The 15,275-nt window shown below is 64.5% G+C and carries 15 protein-coding genes; 7 read left to right on the top strand and 8 right to left on the bottom strand.

All coding sequences use genetic code 11. The features are described 5' to 3' along the window. Positions 1 to 69: 69 nt before the first annotated feature. A complete protein-coding gene (gene nirK / locus IF10I1_RS10245) occupies positions 70 to 1,200 on the bottom strand; it encodes a copper-containing nitrite reductase (protein WP_094463060.1) in 1,131 nt (376 codons plus the stop codon). Between the two features lie 175 nt (positions 1,201 to 1,375). Between nirK and IF10I1_RS10240 the strand changes: the two genes are divergently transcribed. After that, complete coding sequence (locus IF10I1_RS10240) at positions 1,376 to 2,080, top strand: Crp/Fnr family transcriptional regulator (protein WP_050473026.1); 705 nt, start codon at positions 1,376 to 1,378, stop codon at positions 2,078 to 2,080. A 102-nt stretch (positions 2,081 to 2,182) separates the two neighbouring features. Next, positions 2,183 to 2,521, top strand: coding sequence for a DUF2249 domain-containing protein (locus IF10I1_RS10235; protein WP_186392677.1), 339 nt, complete (start codon positions 2,183 to 2,185; stop codon positions 2,519 to 2,521). 42 nt (positions 2,522 to 2,563) lie between these two features. Here IF10I1_RS10235 and IF10I1_RS10230 read toward each other — a convergent pair whose 3' ends face one another. From IF10I1_RS10230 to IF10I1_RS10205, 6 genes are all read right to left on the bottom strand, one after another. After that, the gene (locus tag IF10I1_RS10230; RefSeq protein ID WP_186392676.1) at positions 2,564 to 2,845 is read right to left on the bottom strand and encodes a DUF6522 family protein; all 282 of its coding nucleotides are present in this window, start codon (positions 2,843 to 2,845) and stop codon (positions 2,564 to 2,566) included. Beyond that, the gene (locus IF10I1_RS10225; protein WP_058898995.1) at positions 2,842 to 3,075 is read right to left on the bottom strand and encodes a DUF1858 domain-containing protein; all 234 of its coding nucleotides are present in this window, start codon (positions 3,073 to 3,075) and stop codon (positions 2,842 to 2,844) included. The genes IF10I1_RS10230 and IF10I1_RS10225 overlap by 4 nt, the downstream gene beginning before the upstream one ends. Positions 3,076 to 3,192: 117 nt before the next feature. Continuing rightward, positions 3,193 to 5,100, bottom strand: a complete 1,908-nt coding sequence (locus tag IF10I1_RS10220) for a nitric oxide reductase activation protein NorD (protein WP_186392675.1) — start codon at positions 5,098 to 5,100, stop codon at positions 3,193 to 3,195. Positions 5,101 to 5,103: 3 nt separating this feature from the next. Beyond that, on the bottom strand, positions 5,104 to 5,910 hold the full coding sequence (locus IF10I1_RS10215) for a CbbQ/NirQ/NorQ/GpvN family protein (RefSeq protein ID WP_050473030.1): 807 nt from the start codon (positions 5,908 to 5,910) through the stop codon (positions 5,104 to 5,106). Positions 5,911 to 6,067: 157 nt separating this feature from the next. Next, complete coding sequence (locus tag IF10I1_RS10210) at positions 6,068 to 7,426, bottom strand: cbb3-type cytochrome c oxidase subunit I (protein WP_050473031.1); 1,359 nt, start codon at positions 7,424 to 7,426, stop codon at positions 6,068 to 6,070. Positions 7,427 to 7,438: 12 nt separating this feature from the next. After that, positions 7,439 to 7,921: a cytochrome c gene (locus tag IF10I1_RS10205; protein ID WP_050473032.1), complete on the bottom strand. Its 483-nt coding sequence runs from the start codon at positions 7,919 to 7,921 to the stop codon at positions 7,439 to 7,441. Between the two features lie 193 nt (positions 7,922 to 8,114). On the opposite strand from IF10I1_RS10205, the gene mog reads away from it, so the two are divergent. The 4 genes from mog (at position 8,115) to IF10I1_RS10185 (ending at position 11,576) form a co-directional block, all read left to right on the top strand. Further along, positions 8,115 to 8,648: a molybdopterin adenylyltransferase gene (gene mog / locus IF10I1_RS10200; protein WP_122520804.1), complete on the top strand. Its 534-nt coding sequence runs from the start codon at positions 8,115 to 8,117 to the stop codon at positions 8,646 to 8,648. Between the two features lie 104 nt (positions 8,649 to 8,752). Next, positions 8,753 to 10,258 carry a UbiD family decarboxylase gene (locus IF10I1_RS10195; RefSeq protein WP_186392674.1) on the top strand — a complete coding sequence of 502 codons (1,506 nt, stop codon included), beginning with the start codon at positions 8,753 to 8,755 and terminating at the stop codon, positions 10,256 to 10,258. After that, a complete protein-coding gene (locus IF10I1_RS10190; RefSeq protein WP_186392673.1) occupies positions 10,255 to 10,884 on the top strand; it encodes a UbiX family flavin prenyltransferase in 630 nt (209 codons plus the stop codon). The genes IF10I1_RS10195 and IF10I1_RS10190 overlap by 4 nt, the downstream gene beginning before the upstream one ends. After that, on the top strand, positions 10,881 to 11,576 hold the full coding sequence (locus IF10I1_RS10185; protein ID WP_186392672.1) for an NnrU family protein: 696 nt from the start codon (positions 10,881 to 10,883) through the stop codon (positions 11,574 to 11,576). Before IF10I1_RS10190 ends, IF10I1_RS10185 begins: the two co-directional genes overlap by 4 nt. A 24-nt stretch (positions 11,577 to 11,600) precedes the next feature. On the opposite strand, the gene IF10I1_RS10180 is transcribed toward IF10I1_RS10185, so the two are convergent. Continuing rightward, the gene (locus IF10I1_RS10180; RefSeq protein WP_019965913.1) at positions 11,601 to 12,299 is read right to left on the bottom strand and encodes a cyclic nucleotide-binding domain-containing protein; all 699 of its coding nucleotides are present in this window, start codon (positions 12,297 to 12,299) and stop codon (positions 11,601 to 11,603) included. A gap of 220 nt (positions 12,300 to 12,519) precedes the next feature. Between IF10I1_RS10180 and IF10I1_RS10175 the strand changes: the two genes are divergently transcribed. After that, positions 12,520 to 15,273, top strand: a complete 2,754-nt coding sequence (locus IF10I1_RS10175) for an MFS transporter (RefSeq protein ID WP_094463056.1) — start codon at positions 12,520 to 12,522, stop codon at positions 15,271 to 15,273. The last annotated feature ends 2 nt before the right edge of the window (positions 15,274 to 15,275 follow it).

Here is a 15,275-nt window from a genome sequence, read left to right as displayed (position 1 = left end):
TGATCGCCAGAGAGGGAGAGTAGAGGGAAGCTGCGGCAGCCCGGAGAGGCGGGCTGCCGCGGCATGCTGTCAGTTGCTGGGGATCGGGCCGGGGGCCGAGACCTGCATCATCAGGTCATTGTCCCAGTCGCCTTCCACCTTGAAGTGGGCTGCTGCCCCCAGTTCCATGGCCTCGATGAGGTTGTGGTTCACATAGGCGTAGATGCCCGGCTGCAGGAACTTGTAGGTCGCCACGGCGGCGCTGCCGCCTGCCACGAACCACGTCTCCAGCCCCTTTTCCGGCGGGTTGTCGAACTTGCCGCGCTCCCAGACGTGGTCGCCGTGGCCGCCGATGAGATGCGGGCGGGTGTCCCGGTTGGCCGAGCTGTGGATCATCAGCACGGTCTCGCCGACATTGGCCTTCATGGCCTTCTCGCCCGTCAGCGCGCCAACGGCGCCGTTGAACACGACATGGGTGGGTACCAGCCCCTTCATCACCTCGACCGTATCGGCATAGGCCTCGCCGGGGCTGTCATAGTCCACGTATTTTCCGTTCTCGTCTTTCGGCACGTAGAGATCAAACTCGCCGATGGTATAGGCCCGGTCATAGTGGATCGGGTTGCCCGCCTCATCCTTCAGCCCGTCACGCGGCAGCACCAGAATGGTGCCCGACATGCCGCTGACCACGTGCCAGGCGACCATGCCCGTGGGGGCGCAGTGATAGACGAAGGCGCCGTTCTTCGTGGCCTTGAAGCGCAAGGTGGCCTGTTCGCCGGGGTTGACGAAGGTCAGCTGCGCGCCGCCGAGGGCACCCGTTGCCGAATGGAAGTCGATGTTGTGCGGCATCGAGTTGGTTTCGGGGTTGATCAGTGTCAGCTCGACATAATCCCCTTCATGCACCACCATGGTCGGGCCGGGCATCGAGCCGTCGAAGGTCATGGCCTGGAAGGTGGTGCCTTCGCCGTCGATGACGATCTTCTTTTCCTCGATGGTCATGGTGAACTGGACGACCTTCGGTCCGCCCTTGGCCACCTGATCATGCTCCATGACGAAAGGCGGGGCGACGAGTTTGGCTTTCACGCGCTCAAGGCCAACGGTCAGGTCCGTTTGTCCGGTTGCGGCCTTCAGCGTGGGGTTGGGTCCTTCTTCCGCATGGAGCGGCGCTGCGATCAGAAGGGCGATGGCGGCTGCACCACACAGGGCTTCACGGCGGGTCAACATGGCATTTCCTTTCATTCAGGTTGCCTTGGGTGTTGACTGGATTACAGAACAAAGGGCAGTAGAGGTGTTTGCGAAAAGGCAAACAGTGCAGCGGTGGTTGCCGGGGATGCCATTTGGTCGCAGTCGATGAAACAAGTCATTGCTGCGGCTTTGAAAAGTGATCTGGAGAAATTCAATGGCCGTGCATCGACTGGATCGCTCGCTCATTCGCAATCTAAGTATTTTCCAGTACATGAGTGATGCGGATCTTGATAATGTCCTGTCTACGGCCAGTGTGCGCCAGCTGCCGGATGGGGCCACGGCTTTCATGCAGGGCATCGAGGCGACGGAGTTCTTCTGCCTGCTCAGCGGCCGGCTGAAGGTGATCCAGACCACGCCGGATGGCCAGCAGGTGGTGGTGCGGCACGTCAATCCGGGCGACATCTTCGGCATCGCGCGGGCCATGCGGCGTCCGGATTATCCGGCAACGGCCACCGCCATCGTCGACAGTCTGGCGCTGGCCTGGCCCTCGAACCAGTGGGAGGCCTTCATCGCCCGCAGCCCGACGCTGGCGCTCAATGCGCTGCAGACCGTGGGCCAGCGCCTGCAGGATGCACACACGCGCATTCTGGAGCTTTCGACGGAAGAGGTGGAGCGGCGCGTTGCCCATGCGGTGCTGCGGCTGGTGCGTCAGGCCGGAAAGAAGACGGAAGAGGGCATTCTCATCGACTTCCCGGTGACCCGGCAGGACATTGCGGAAATGACCGGCACGACGCTGCACACGGTCAGCCGGGTGATGACCGCCTGGGAAGCCAAGGGGCTTGTCCAGTCCAGCCGCAAGCGGGTTGTGGTGGTCGATCCGCACCGGCTTTATCTGTTGGCGGAAAGCAGCGGCGACTGAGCCCGGCCGGGCAGAGGCGCTCCGGAGTTTGTTCCCCGACAAGGAAGGCAGCATGCGAAGCTTCTAGCTGTTGAGGCCTCAACCTCTGTCATGGAGCCTCTGATGACCCTTTCCGCTGTCCAGTCCGATCCTGTTCCCCCCGTCACCGTCGACCTGCGCCCCCTGCCGCGCCCGCAGCGCCACATGCTGGTCTTCCGCCAGTTCGAGGCGCTGATGCCGGGCGAAAGCTTCGAGCTGATCAACGACCACAATCCGCTCGGCCTGCTGCATCAGTTCGAGCATTACCTGCCGGGCCAGTTCACCTGGACCTACCGGGTGGAAGGCCCCTCCGACTGGCATGTCGTCGTCGGCCGCCCGCGGGACGGCGAAGTTGCCGAGGTGGATCACAGCCATTCGGACAGCTGCGGCTGCGGCTCTTCCGGCCGGGGCGGCTGTGGCTGATACTGGAATGCTGCTTGCCCGGTCCGCAGATGCGGGCCGGGTTCAGCGCAGCTGCGGGCCCTGGCGCATGGCCGGGGGCAAGGGATGCTGGCCGAAGTCGACGAGGCTGCGGCGCAGAATGGTTCCGGCGGCATCGGCGATCAGCGTCAGGCGCTTGTTGCCGTGGAAGAACAGGCAGGCGAACCGGCCCTCGTCTTCATTGCGCCCCTCATGCAGACGGCAGGTGATGCCCCCGGCCCGCATCAGGCGCAAGGCCTCTTCCGGCGGCATCTGCAAGCCGGCGGCGATATCCTTCAGGTCGATTTCCGGTGCTTCGCGTGTCATGGCATCTTTCCTCTGGCGCCGAGGATAGCCCGGTTCACGTCGCTCAGGAACTCCTCAAGCGGCACATGATGCTCCTCGCAGGCCTCCCGCACATCATGCAGATGGGCAATGGGGCAGCCGATGCACCGCATCTTGCGGCGGATGAAGACGGGGATGGTTTCCTTGTAGGTCTCCATCATCCCGTCCAGGATGGTTTCCGCGCAGACCGGGCCCCTCAGGATCGTGACCATGTTTCTGCCTCCCTGGCTGATGCGAGGCCTCCTTCGGGTGGATGCCTGCAACCTTCATGCTGCGCCTGCAGGCGGCGGGCGACGTTGCGCGGGCGCAAAGTTTCAGCTTGTTGCAAGCTATCCCACCAGCTGCCGGTAAATGGCCGGAAGCGCCGAGGGCAGACGGTCCGGATGGGTGATGATGGCATAGGCGCCCCGGCCGAACAGCCAGGGGAAATAGTCCCGCGCTTCCTCGTCCACCGTCACGCCGAACACCTTGAGGCCTTGCTTGCGCGCTTCCCGGATGGCCGAGCGCGTGTCCTCGATGCCATAGCGGCCTTCGTAATAGTCGATGTCGTTCGGCTTGCCGTCGGTCAGCAGCAGGAGCAGCCGGTGGCGCTGCGGGCGCTGAGCCAGTTGTGCGCTCACATGACGGATGGCGGCGCCCATGCGGGTGTATTGCCCCGGCTTCAGCCCCTCGATCCGCCGCAGCACCCGATTGTCCACGGCATCGCCGAAGTCCTTCACCGTATCCACCTGCACGGCGCTGCGGCGGCGGGAGGTGAAGGTGAAGATCGCATGCTCGTCCCCGCAGGCATCCAGCCCTTGCGTCAGAGCCAGAAGCGCGGCCTTCTCCACGTCGATCACCCGGTGGGTGCCGAGCGAGGCATCCGTCGACAGGGATACATCCATCAGCACGGCCATGGACAGGTCCCGCTCGATGGCGCGCCCGGCCAGAAAGAGGTTTTCCGAGCCAGCGCCACCGGCCTTGCGGTCGGCGGCGGCGCGCACCAGAGCCGAGAGATCAAGGTCTTCTCCATCCGGCTGGCCATGCAGCACCACGCGGCGCGGGCGCAGGGCCTCGAAGTGGCGCCGCACGGCCCGGATCTGGCGCTGCATCTCCGCCGTGGGCTGCCAGCCTTCGCTGTCTTCCCTGGCCCGTCCGGCGATGACCCGGCAGTGGTTCGGGCGCAGCGTCTGCTTCTTCCAGTCCCATTCGGGATAGGTCAGGCCCGATGTGAGGCTGGCTTCTTCGGCTTCTGCTGGGGCAAGGTCGAGGTCCAGCTTCAGCCTTGCCGCTGTGCGCTGGCGGTTGCTGCCGATGGTCAGGTCGCTCATGTCTTCGGCGGCCTGTCTGGCGCCGTCCTCGTCGTCCTCATCGACGCGGCGGTTCACGTTGACCATCTCGGCCAGTGAAAAGATCGTCTCGAAACGGTGGAAGCAGAGCGGGTCGCCCCGGTCGCTCTGGTCCGTTTGCCGCCGCTCGGCCTGCCGCCGGCGCGCGTCGGCGGAAACGGATCGCCCGTTTGCCTCATCCCGTTCGTCCGGCTGGGGCGCGCCTGCGGTCAGGCGGATTTCGCCGAACAGGGGCACAGGCAGGAAGGGCCGGTAGCCGCGCGGGGCGTGGAACTGGCGAAGATCTGCATCCGGTTCCTCGATGGCGGCAAGAAGGCTGGTGTCCGGCGGGCGGCGGCCGCCGAGAAGGGCGCAGATGGTCTCTTCCAGCCTTGCTTCCACGGGCGGCAGGCGGCGTTCGGGCCGGACGGAAAGAGCGGCCGCACGCTGCCGGTGAAACAGCGCCCTCAGGCCCGGCCATGTGTTCAGCGCCTCCCGCGTGGCGGCAACGGCAGCGCGCAGGGAGAGAAGGTCGCTGACGAAAGGATCCTCATGTGCTGCCACCGGCTCCGCATGGGCAAACCAGGCGGCGAGCCACTCGTAGAGCGCGGCATTGTCTTCCTTCTGCGGAAAACAGTCGATCACCGGCGGCAGGCGCAGGGCTGCAGTGTCCAGAACGGCGCGCTCCAGCTTTTCCTGCCCCAGCCCCACGCGGCGCAGCAGGCTGAGCCGGTGGCCGGATACGGCGGGGGCAGCTTCGGCAATGCGGATGGCGCCGCTGCCGCCAAAAGCCCGGAACAGCACGCCGAGCCGCAGGCGCATGTCTGTGAGCGGCACGCCTGCTTGCGGGTAACGGGGCAGGGTGGTGAGGCTGCCCACCAGCGCGTGCCAGTGCGAGCCGACGAATTCCTCCGGTTCGAAGATCGACATGTCTCACCCCAGTGCGAGTTCCGCCACCCGTGCCAGCGCCGCCTGCACATCGGCATCATCGCTGAGCGGCTGCAGCAGGGCAGCTTCCAGCGCGGCGGCGGGTTTTACGCCTGCGCGGATCAGTGTCGCGGCATAGACGAGAAGCCGGGTGGAAGCGCCTTCCTCCACGTCCTGGCCCTTGAGGTCGCGCAGGGCATTGGCGACGCGCACCAGCGGCACGCAGCGGTCCTTCGGCAGGCCGCTTTCGGCCGACACAATGGCGGCTTCCGTGTCCGGATCGGGATAGCCGAACTCCAGCGCGATGAAGCGCTGGCGGGTGGAGGGTTTCAGGGCCTTCAGCACATTCTGGTAGCCGGGATTGTAGGAGATCACGAGCATGAACTCCGGCGGGGCGCTCAGCATCTCGCCGGTTCGCTCCAGCGGCAGGATGCGCCGGTCGTCGGTGACGGGATGCAGCACCACGGTCACATCCTTGCGCGCCTCCACCACCTCGTCGAGATAGAGGATCGCGCCCTCGCGGATGGCGCGGGTCAGCGGCCCATCGGCCCAGACGGTTTCTCCGCCCTTCAGCAGATAGCGGCCGGTCAGATCGGCGGCGGTCAGGTCGTCGTGACAGGCAACCGTATAGAGCGGGCGGCCAAGGCGTTCGGCCATATGGGCGACGAAACGGGTCTTGCCACAGCCGGTCGGCCCTTTCAGCAGCACCGGCAGGCGGTTGCGGTAGGCCTGCTCGAACAGCAGGCATTCGTTGCCGGAAGGGGCGTAGAAGGGCGCAGCGGATGCTGCTGGCATGGAGTGCGGGACGGTCATGAAGATCTCCTTGCTTGCGTCTCTGGGCTCACGTCTCTGGGCTCACGTCTCTGGGATCACGCCTCTGGGATCACGCCTTTGGGATCTCGGCGCTGGCGTGAAGGGGGCTCCGGGCGCGGCCCACCACTGCGCCCGGAGCAAGGCTCATTCGGCAGGCCTATTCGGCAGGCTGGACTGCTGTCTGAGCCTTTCGCTGGGCGGCCACCCGCCGGTCACGGACGGGGCCGAAGACGGACCAGAGGAACATCAGCGCTGCAATCAGCACCAGCACGCCGGAGCCGAGGCGCACCCAGTAGAACGGGGCAATCTCGTCCTGCACGTCCATGTAGGACATGCCCATCACCCGCTGCAGATGCACCTGCACCGCACCGGCGAAGGTGAGGGCAAAGGTCATCACCATCATGGCGCCGCTCATGATCCAGAAGGAGATGATGTTCAGCGTCTGGTGATAGGGCGCCTTGCCGCGCAGATAGGGCATGGCATAGCTGATGAGCGCGAGGTTGAGCATCACATAGGCGCCATAGAAGGCGAGGTGCCCGTGTGCGGCCGTCACCTGCGTGCCGTGGGTGTAGTAGTTCACGAAAGACAGGGTGTGCAGGAAGCCCCAGACGCCCGCCCCGAAGAAGGCGCCCACCGTGCAGCCCAGCGACCACAGCATGGCCGCCCGGTTCGGATGGTCCTTGCGGCCCTTGAACACCATGGAGAAGGCGAAGATGACCATGGCGAAGAAGGGGGCAATCTCAAGGGCGGAGAAGATCGATCCCACCCACTGCCAGTAGCCCGGCGCGCCGATCCAGTAGTAGTGGTGACCGGTGCCCAGCAGCCCCGAGAACAGGGCAAGGCCGACGATGGAATAGAGCCACTTCTCGATCACTTCCCGGTCGACGCCGGTCATCTTGATCAGCAGGAAGGCAAGGACCGAAGCCATCACCAGTTCCCACACGCCTTCCACCCACAGATGGACGATGTACCACCAGTAGACCTTGTCCAGCGACAGATTGTCCGGCGCATAGAAGGCAAAGAGCCAGAAGACGGCGATGCCCCAAAGGCCCAGCAGCAGCACGCTGGTGACGGCGGTGCGGCGGCCCTTCAGCACGGTCATGGAGACGTTGTAGAGGAAGATCAGCGCCACCACGACGATGGCGATCTTGATCCAGAGCGGCTGCTCCAGGAACTCGCGCCCCTCATGGATGCCCTGCGTATAGCCGATGACGGCGGCAAGCGCGCCGAACATCAGCAGGCCAAGCTGGATATAGGCCAGAAGCGGGCTCTCGATGTCCCGCTCTGCCTCTTCCGGCACCAGATAATAGGCGCAGCCGAAGAAGCCCATCAGCAGCCACACGATCAGCGCGTTGGTGTGGATCATGCGGATGATGTTGAAGGGCATCAGTTCGGACAGGGTGTTCGGCAGCACATAGACCGTGCCGGCGAGAGCGCCCGCGGCGATCTGCACGCCGAACAGGATCATGGCACAGACGAAGTACCAGTAGGCCACTCTTTGGGAAGCGTATTTCATGGTTGTCCCTCCTCAGCCCGCGTCATTGGGCGGCCAGCCCTGGGTGTCGATGCGGCTGGTCCATTCGAGGAAATCGACGAGGTCGTTCAGTTCCTGGTCGGTCAGGTGAAACTGCGGCATCTGGCGGCGGCCCTCGATGCCGGAAGGCTGGGCCTGCATCCAGGCAATCAGCCCCTCGCGGGCGGCCTGCGGATCGTCCTTGCCGCCATAGCGGACCCAGACGTTGCCGACTTCAGGCGCGAAATAGGCGCCCTCACCGAGGATCGAGTGGCAGTTGACGCAGGCGTGCTTTTCCCACACGTGTTTGCCGCGGATGACGCCCTCGGTCAGTGTTGCCTCGTCCGTGGACTTGGTGACGATGTGCCAGTGGCTTTGGGCGGTGAGCCCGACGAAGACAAGGAAGAAGAAGATCGACCCGCCGTAGAAGATGTTGCGTGCGGCCGATTTCGTGAAACGCCCGGCAGGCGGCCGGTGCGGTTCATGAGGTGATGACATGCTGTGGTCTCCCGTTATTGGCGATTGCCAGCGGTGGGCTCACAGCTAAGGTCTTCGGGGGCGGGGGACGTTGTTGCGGAACAAACTTCAGCGTCCTTGCAGGTTGCATATCACTTTGCGCGGACGCAAACTGGCCACTCGCCCGCAATGCTAAGCCTTATCCCGCAGATGATTTTCAAGAGGGACAGACCCCATGCCCCTGCCCAAGATTGCCATTGTCACCGTCTCCGACCGGGCGAGTGCGGGCACCTATCAGGACCTCAGCGGACCGGCCATCTTCGACTGGCTGAAGGAAGCGGTGCTGCCGCCGTTTGAAGTGGTGTGCCGGCTCATTCCGGATGGTGCGGACAGCGTTGCGGCAACGCTGCAGGCGCTGTGCGATGTCGAGCGCTGCAGTCTCATTCTCGTGACGGGCGGAACAGGCCCAGCACCGCGCGACCAGACGCCGGAAGGCGTCAGCCTCATTGCCGAACGGCATCTGCCGGGCTTCGGCGAGACCATGCGCCGGGCCAATCTTGCCGAAGTGCCGACGGCGATTCTCTCCCGTCAGGAGGCCGTGACGCGCGGCGCCAGCCTCATCATCACCCTACCGGGCAAGCCTGCGGCCATCGCCACCTCACTCAATGCCATCTTTGCCGCCGTTCCCTATTGCCTCGACCTCATCGGTGCGGCCCGCATCGAAACCAACCCGGATGTGGTCGCGGCCTTCCGTCCGAAGGGGGCGTGAACTTCCCGTCCGCCAGATTGATGCGCATCAACCTTCGGGGGCAGAAGGGCTGCTAAGCCTTGCCGGTCTTTTGCAGTCTTTTGCAGTCTTTTGCCCGGGCCCTCATGCGCACGCTTCCTCCCTTTCCCGATCTCCGCTCCTTCCTTGGCTGGTGTGCCGGGGAAGGCACGTTCCGGCGCATTGCCTCGCCTGTCGCTCTGGCCGAGGAAATGACGGCGGTGCACCGGCAGGTGCTGCTGAAGGGCGGGCCGGTGCTGCAGTTTGACCAGCCGGTGCATGCAAACGGGCGGATCAGTCCGGTGCCGGTTGTCGCCAATCTCTTCGGCACGCGGGAGCGGGTGGCGGCGGGGCTGGGCGTGGGGCTTACGGATATTCCGGCGCTGGGCCAGTTTCTGGCGGCCCTGCGCAATCCGGTGCCGCCGGACGGGGTGCGGGACGCGCTCTCGCGCTGGCCGCAACTGGCCGCTGCCCTGCGCAACCGGCCGAGGCTGACCAGCCGGGCGCCGGTGCAGGACGAGGTGATGAAAGAGCCCGATCTCTCGCTTCTTCCCGTGCAGACCTGCTGGCCGGAAGACGGCGGGCCGCTGGTGACCTGGCCGGTGGTTTTGACCCGGCCGGAAGGTTCTGCGCTGACGGATACGGCCGCCTATAACGCAGGGGTCTACCGGGCGCAGGTGCTGGACAGCGGCAGGATGATCCTGCGCTGGCTCGCCCATCGCGGCGGGGCCGCCCATCACCGCAACTACATGCAGGCCGATGCCGGGCGCGGCAAGCCGATGCCGGTGGCGGTCGTGCTGGGCGCCGATCCCGCGCTGTTGCTGGGGGCTGCCTTGCCCCTGCCGGAAACCGTTTCGGAACTTGCCTTTTCCGGTGTGCTGCGCGGGGCGCGCACCCGTCTCGTGCCTGCCCGCACCATTCCCATGCTGGTTCCGGCGGATGCGGAGATCATCATCGAAGGCTGGGTGCAGCCGGGCGATACGGCGCCCGAAGGCCCCTTCGGCGATCACACGGGTTACTACAATTCGGTCGAGCCTTTCCCCGTTCTGACCGTCAGCGCCATCACGCACCGGCGCGATCCGCTGTATCTCTCCACCTGGACGGGGCGCCCGCCGGATGAGCCCTCGGTCATCGGCGAGGTCTTCAATGATCTGGCCCTGACGGTCATCCGCCAGCAGATCCCGGAGGTGCGCGATCTGTGGCTGCCGCCGGCTGCCTGCTCCTACCGCATGGCCGTGGTCAGCATCGCCAAGCGCTATCCGGGGCAGGCGCGGCGGGTGATGATGGCCCTGTGGGGCATGCTGCCGCAGTTCAGCTACACCAAGATGGTCGTGGTGGTGGATGAGGATATCGATCCGCGCAATTGGGATGACATCGCCTGGGCGCTCGCCACCCGCTATGACCCCGCCCGCGACAGCATGATCCTCGACCGTACGCCGATGGATTACCTCGACTTCGCCTCGCCCCTCGATGGGCTGGCGGGCAAGATCGGCCTCGATGCCACGGTGAAGACCGGCTCTGAAACCCAGCGCCCCTTTGGTAAGGTGATGAAGCTGAGCGCTGCGGCCGAGGCTGCCGCTCAGCGCATTCTGGCGGCGGAGGGCCTGTCATGAGCCACGTGGTTCTGGGCGTGTCGGGGGCATCGGGCGCGGCATTGGCTCTGGCGGCGGCGCGGGAGCTTGTGGCCCGGTCCATCCGCATCGATCTGGTGACGAGCCCGGCAGCGGAGCGCACGCTGGCGCTGGAATGCGGGGCAGGGGCATTGGAAAGCCTCTCAGCTCTGGCTGCCTGCCGCCATTCGGCTGATGATGTGGGCGCGCGCATTGCCTCCGGTTCCTTCCCCGTGGACGGCATGATCGTGGCGCCCTGTTCCATGCGCAGCCTGGCGGCCATTGCCCATGGGCTGGATGACAATCTGCTGGTGCGTGCGGCCTCGGTGCAACTGAAGGAGCGCCGCCCGCTGGTGCTGCTGGCGCGCGAAGCCCCGCTCACGCTTGCCCATCTGCGCAACATGACGCTGATCACCGAAATGGGCGGCATCATCCTGCCGCCGGTTCCGGCCTTCTATCTGCGCCCGGCAAGCCTTGACGAGGTGACCGCCCAGATTGCCGCCCGCGCCATCGATCTCCTGCGCCTCGGCCCGCCGCGTGCGGCGGCGTGGACGGGGGGAGAGACGCGGCCTACACATGACGAGGTCAGGGCCGCTGGCGCTGGCGGTCTGCGGAGGACTGAGGAATGAGTGCTGTTCTTGGCGCCGGAGAGTTCATTCTTGCCTTCATGGTGTTCCTGCTCGCACACCGGATACCAACCATTCCGGTGGTCCGCTCAACATGTGTTGCAACATTTGGGCCGCGCGGCTTCACCCTGGCTTATTCGGCACTTTCCCTACTGCTGCTGGCCTGGGTGATTGGTGCGGCCGGGCGTGCGCCTTACGTGCATCTCTGGGATACGGTTCCAGCTCTCGCCCATTTCGCGCTCGCCCTGATGCTGGCCGCGTTCCTGATTGCGTCTCTGGCGCTCGGGCGCCCAAATCCGTTTTCCTTCGGGGGCATGAACAACGGGCTGTTTGATCCCGCCCGGCCGGGCATTGTGCGTTTGACGCGCCATCCGCTGCTGGTGGCGCTGGCGCTCTGGTCGCTTGCGCATCTCGTGGTCAAGGGCAATGCCGCCCATGTGCTGATGTTCGGCAGTTTTCTTGCGTTCTCGTTTCTGGGCATGCGCATGCTGAACCGGCGCAAACAGCGGCAGATGGGCGCGCGCTGGCTGGATCTTGATTCAGCCGTTGCCGCAAGGCCGTTGCTGGCTTGCCTTCTGCCGCTGCGGGAAACGGTGCTGAGAGGCTGTGTGGCCGCCGTGCTGCTTTACCTGATGCTGCTGCTGCATCCGGTCCTGTTCGGCGTTGATCCGCTGCATGCCTATTTTCTGGGGTAAACGAGGCTGCAGTCCACGGCTGCCTCAGGACGATGGATCGTCGATGAGGGGCGCGGGCCTTGCAAAGCGCTCCAGCTCTGCGCGCTTTTCGATCACCACGCGGCTGCCGTCGATATGCACGCCATAGGGTGACAGGGCCTTGATGGCGCGGGACATGTTCTCCGGCGTCATGCCGAGGAGAGACGCAAGCTTCCGCTTTTCCAGGTCAAGCACATAGGCATCGGCACCGTTGCGGGCGGCACTTTCCTGCAGAATGTAATTGGCAAGCCGCTCCAGCGAGGTTCGCAGTTTCAGCGTCTTGGTGTGCTTGATCGAGGCCCGGTAGCAGGTTGCAAGCTCACGCACGACCGCACGGGCGAAACCGCTGTCGGCATCAAATATGCGGCGCACGTCCTCGGAAGGCAGCATGACGATGCGTGAGCGCTCAAGGGTTTTCGCCGACATCAGATAAGGCGCGTTGCGGATGGTGGCTGCCAGGATGAAGGTTGAGACCGGCCGCACGATGCTGATTGTCGTCTCCTTGCCGGACCATGTGGCGTAAAGCTCGACGCTGCCGTCAATGATGACATGCAGAAAATCGCTGCTGTCGCCTTCATGGATCAGATCCACCAGAGGCGGGAAGGACTGTACATAGGCGCCACGCATGACGGCTTCGAAATTTTCGTCCTGCATGCTGTGGAACAGGTCGAGTTGCCGGATTTCGTCCAGATAGGCTGTTTTCATGTCGCGCCTCAATTTTCTTCGCAAATAGTGTCTCGTTGATTGATAATTGTCAATCACAATGTCAAACTAAAATTATTGGTCTGTATTAAATCGTCAATTACATGTATTAATAGTTTTTGTTTCTCGTTTATTTTGGCCTTCTTGTGAAGTGTTTTGATGCAGGTCAAGTTTATGATCTGCAGTCATTGGCAGTCTCCCCTCGGCATCACGACGCGAATAGATGCCGGAACCGGGAGAGTTTCCTGTGATTACATCCCCCTCCGTAACGGGTGGGGCGCAGAATCGTGCGCTTGCACTCAGTACCATCGCCTTCACGGCCTGCTTTGCGGTCTGGACGATCTTTTCCATCATCGGTGTGGCCATCAAGACCGAGCTGGGTCTCTCCGAGTTCCAGTTCGGCCTGCTCGTGGCGACGCCGATCCTCACCGGCTCGGTGACGCGCCTGTTCCTCGGCGTCTGGACCGAGAGATTCGGCGGGCGGCTGGTGTTTTCCGCCCAGATGCTGCTGACGGCAGCGGCCACCTGGATCCTGACCTTCGCCAGCACCTATCCGATGTATCTGCTGGCCGCGCTCGGCATCGGCCTTGCCGGCGGCTCCTTCATCATCGGCGTTGCCTATGTCTCGCGCTGGTATGATGCGGGCCATCAGGGCACGGCGCTCGGCATCTTTGGCGCGGGCAACGTGGGGGCGGCGGTCACCAAGTTCATCGCGCCCTTCGTCATGGTGGCCTATGGCTGGCAGGGTGTTGCCCATGTGTGGGCGGCAGGTCTGGCGCTCATGGGCATCGCCTTCTATCTGCTGGCGGAAGATGACCCGCAGCTGGTGGCGCGCCGCAAGTCCGGTGTGAAGGCACCGTCCCTTGCCGAGCAGTTTGCGCCTCTGAAGAACCTGCAGGTCTGGCGCTTCTCGCTCTATTACTTCTTCGTCTTCGGCGCCTTTGTCGCGCTGGCCCTGTGGATGCCGCATTATCTCATCTCCGTCTATGGCGTGGATGTGAAGACGGCCGGCATGGCGGCTGCGGCTTTCTCCCTGTCCGCCTCCCTGTTCCGCGCCTATGGCGGGCACCTGTCGGACCGCTTCGGCGCACGGTCGGTCATGTACTGGACCTTCGGCTTCTCGCTGGTCCTCCTGTTCATGCTGTCCTATCCGCCAACGGACTACGTCATTCGCGGCAAGGACGGGCTGATCACCTTCTCCACCCAGATGGACCTGTGGCCCTTCGTCATCACCATGTTTGTCCTCGGCTTCTTCATGAGCCTCGGCAAGGCGGCGGTGTTTAAGCACATCCCGGTCTATTATCCGCAGCATGTGGGCGCGGTCGGCGGCCTGGTCGGCATGATCGGCGGCCTCGGCGGCTTCATCCTGCCGATCATCTTCGGCGCGCTGCTGGATGTCACGGGCATCTACACCAGCTGCTTTGCCCTTCTCTTCCTGCTTGTGGCCGTGTCGCTTGGCTGGATGCACATGTCGATCCGCCGGATGGAGCGCGCAGCCCATGGCGCGGAACTCGACAAGCTGCCCGCCCTGCCGGAAATGCAGGAAATCCACCAGCCGGACCGCACCGTCATGAAGAAGGTGCTGGATGACTGGCGGCCGGAGGACCCGCAGTTCTGGCAGGAAAAGGGCCGCGCGATTGCCCGCCGCAACCTGTGGATCTCGATCCCCGCGCTGCTGCTGGCCTTCTCGGTCTGGATGGTGTGGTCCGTCGTGGTCGCCCGGCTTCCGGCCATCGGCTTCAACTTCACGCCCTCGCAGCTGTTCTGGCTGGCGGCCCTGCCGGGCCTCTCGGGGGCAACGCTGCGCATCTTCTACAGCTTCATGGTGCCGATCTTCGGCGGGCGGCTGTGGACGGCCTTGTCCACCGCTTCGCTGCTGCTGCCTGCCATGGGCATCGGTTACGCGGTGCAGGACCCCTCGACGCCTTACCTGATCTTCCTGGTGCTGGCGCTGCTGTGCGGCTTCGGCGGCGGCAACTTCGCCTCCTCCATGGCCAACATCGCCTTCTTCTTCCCCAAGGCGGAGAAGGGCAACGCGCTGGCCCTGAATGCCGGGCTCGGTAACCTCGGTGTCTCGGTCATGCAGTTCCTGGTGCCGGCCGTTATCACCACGGGTGTCTTCGGTGTCCTTGGCGGGGCGCCGCAGACCCTGAGCGACGGCACGCAGCTGTTCATGCAGAACGCCGGTTTCATCTGGGTGCCCTTCATTCTGGCGGCCACCGCCCTGGCCTGGCTTGGCATGAATGATATCGCCGATGCCAAGGCCAGCTTCCGCGAACAGGCCATCATCTTCTCGCGCAAGCAAAATTGGCTGATGTGCATCCTCTATACCGGCACCTTCGGCAGCTTCATCGGCTATTCGGCGGGCTTCCCGCTGCTGACCAAGCTGCAGTTCCCGGAGGTGAATGCGCTGCAGTTCGTCTTCCTCGGGCCGCTCGTCGGTGCACTCAGCCGCGCCGGTACGGGCTGGATCAGCGACCGCTTCGGTGGCGGGCGGGTGACGCTGTGGACCTTCGCGGGCATGATCATCGCCGTCTTCGGGGTGATCAGCTTCCTGCCGCAGGGTGGTGAAGGCGGCAGCTTCACAGGCTTCTTCGCCTGCTTCATGGCGCTGTTCTTCCTCACCGGTGTCGGCAATGCCTCCACCTTCCAGATGATCCCGGCCATCATGGCCTCGGAAATCCCCCGGCTGATGCCGGAACTGGATGAGGCGAGCCGCCGCCGTCAGGTGGAACGCGAAAGCGCTGCCATCATCGCCTTCACCAGTGCGGTTGCGGCCTATGGCGCCTTCTTCATCCCCAAGGCCTACGGCACCTCCATCGAGATGACCGGCGGCCCGGTGGCCGCGCTCTGGGGCTTCCTCGCCTTCTACGTGATCTGCCTCGTCATCACCTGGGCCGCCTACACCCGGCCCGGCGGGCTGCTGCACGCCATCGAAACCCGCCGTGCGGCGCCCCGTGCCGCCCACCCTGCATGACC

This window comes from Pannonibacter sp. I15F10I1 (assembly GCF_900185665.1).
In the GTDB taxonomy this organism is placed as follows: Bacteria; Pseudomonadota; Alphaproteobacteria; order Rhizobiales; family Stappiaceae; genus Pannonibacter; species Pannonibacter indicus.
This window is presented reverse-complemented; position numbering and strand designations above follow the sequence as displayed.

Bases quoted from the DNA above. Each gene is read 5' to 3' on its own strand.
- nirK (WP_094463060.1), bottom strand. From the start codon at position 1,200: ATGTTGACCCGCCGTGAAGCCCTGTGTGGTGCAGCCGCCATCGCCCTT.
- IF10I1_RS10240 (WP_050473026.1), top strand. From the start codon at position 1,376: ATGGCCGTGCATCGACTGGATCGCTCGCTCATTCGCAATCTAAGTATT.
- IF10I1_RS10235 (WP_186392677.1), top strand. From the start codon at position 2,183: ATGACCCTTTCCGCTGTCCAGTCCGATCCTGTTCCCCCCGTCACCGTC.
- IF10I1_RS10230 (WP_186392676.1), bottom strand. From the start codon at position 2,845: ATGACACGCGAAGCACCGGAAATCGACCTGAAGGATATCGCCGCCGGC.
- IF10I1_RS10225 (WP_058898995.1), bottom strand. From the start codon at position 3,075: ATGGTCACGATCCTGAGGGGCCCGGTCTGCGCGGAAACCATCCTGGAC.
- IF10I1_RS10220 (WP_186392675.1), bottom strand. From the start codon at position 5,100: ATGTCGATCTTCGAACCGGAGGAATTCGTCGGCTCGCACTGGCACGCG.
- IF10I1_RS10215 (WP_050473030.1), bottom strand. From the start codon at position 5,910: ATGACCGTCCCGCACTCCATGCCAGCAGCATCCGCTGCGCCCTTCTAC.
- IF10I1_RS10210 (WP_050473031.1), bottom strand. From the start codon at position 7,426: ATGAAATACGCTTCCCAAAGAGTGGCCTACTGGTACTTCGTCTGTGCC.
- IF10I1_RS10205 (WP_050473032.1), bottom strand. From the start codon at position 7,921: ATGTCATCACCTCATGAACCGCACCGGCCGCCTGCCGGGCGTTTCACG.
- mog (WP_122520804.1), top strand. From the start codon at position 8,115: ATGCCCCTGCCCAAGATTGCCATTGTCACCGTCTCCGACCGGGCGAGT.
- IF10I1_RS10195 (WP_186392674.1), top strand. From the start codon at position 8,753: ATGCGCACGCTTCCTCCCTTTCCCGATCTCCGCTCCTTCCTTGGCTGG.
- IF10I1_RS10190 (WP_186392673.1), top strand. From the start codon at position 10,255: ATGAGCCACGTGGTTCTGGGCGTGTCGGGGGCATCGGGCGCGGCATTG.
- IF10I1_RS10185 (WP_186392672.1), top strand. From the start codon at position 10,881: ATGAGTGCTGTTCTTGGCGCCGGAGAGTTCATTCTTGCCTTCATGGTG.
- IF10I1_RS10180 (WP_019965913.1), bottom strand. From the start codon at position 12,299: ATGAAAACAGCCTATCTGGACGAAATCCGGCAACTCGACCTGTTCCAC.
- IF10I1_RS10175 (WP_094463056.1), top strand. From the start codon at position 12,520: ATGCCGGAACCGGGAGAGTTTCCTGTGATTACATCCCCCTCCGTAACG.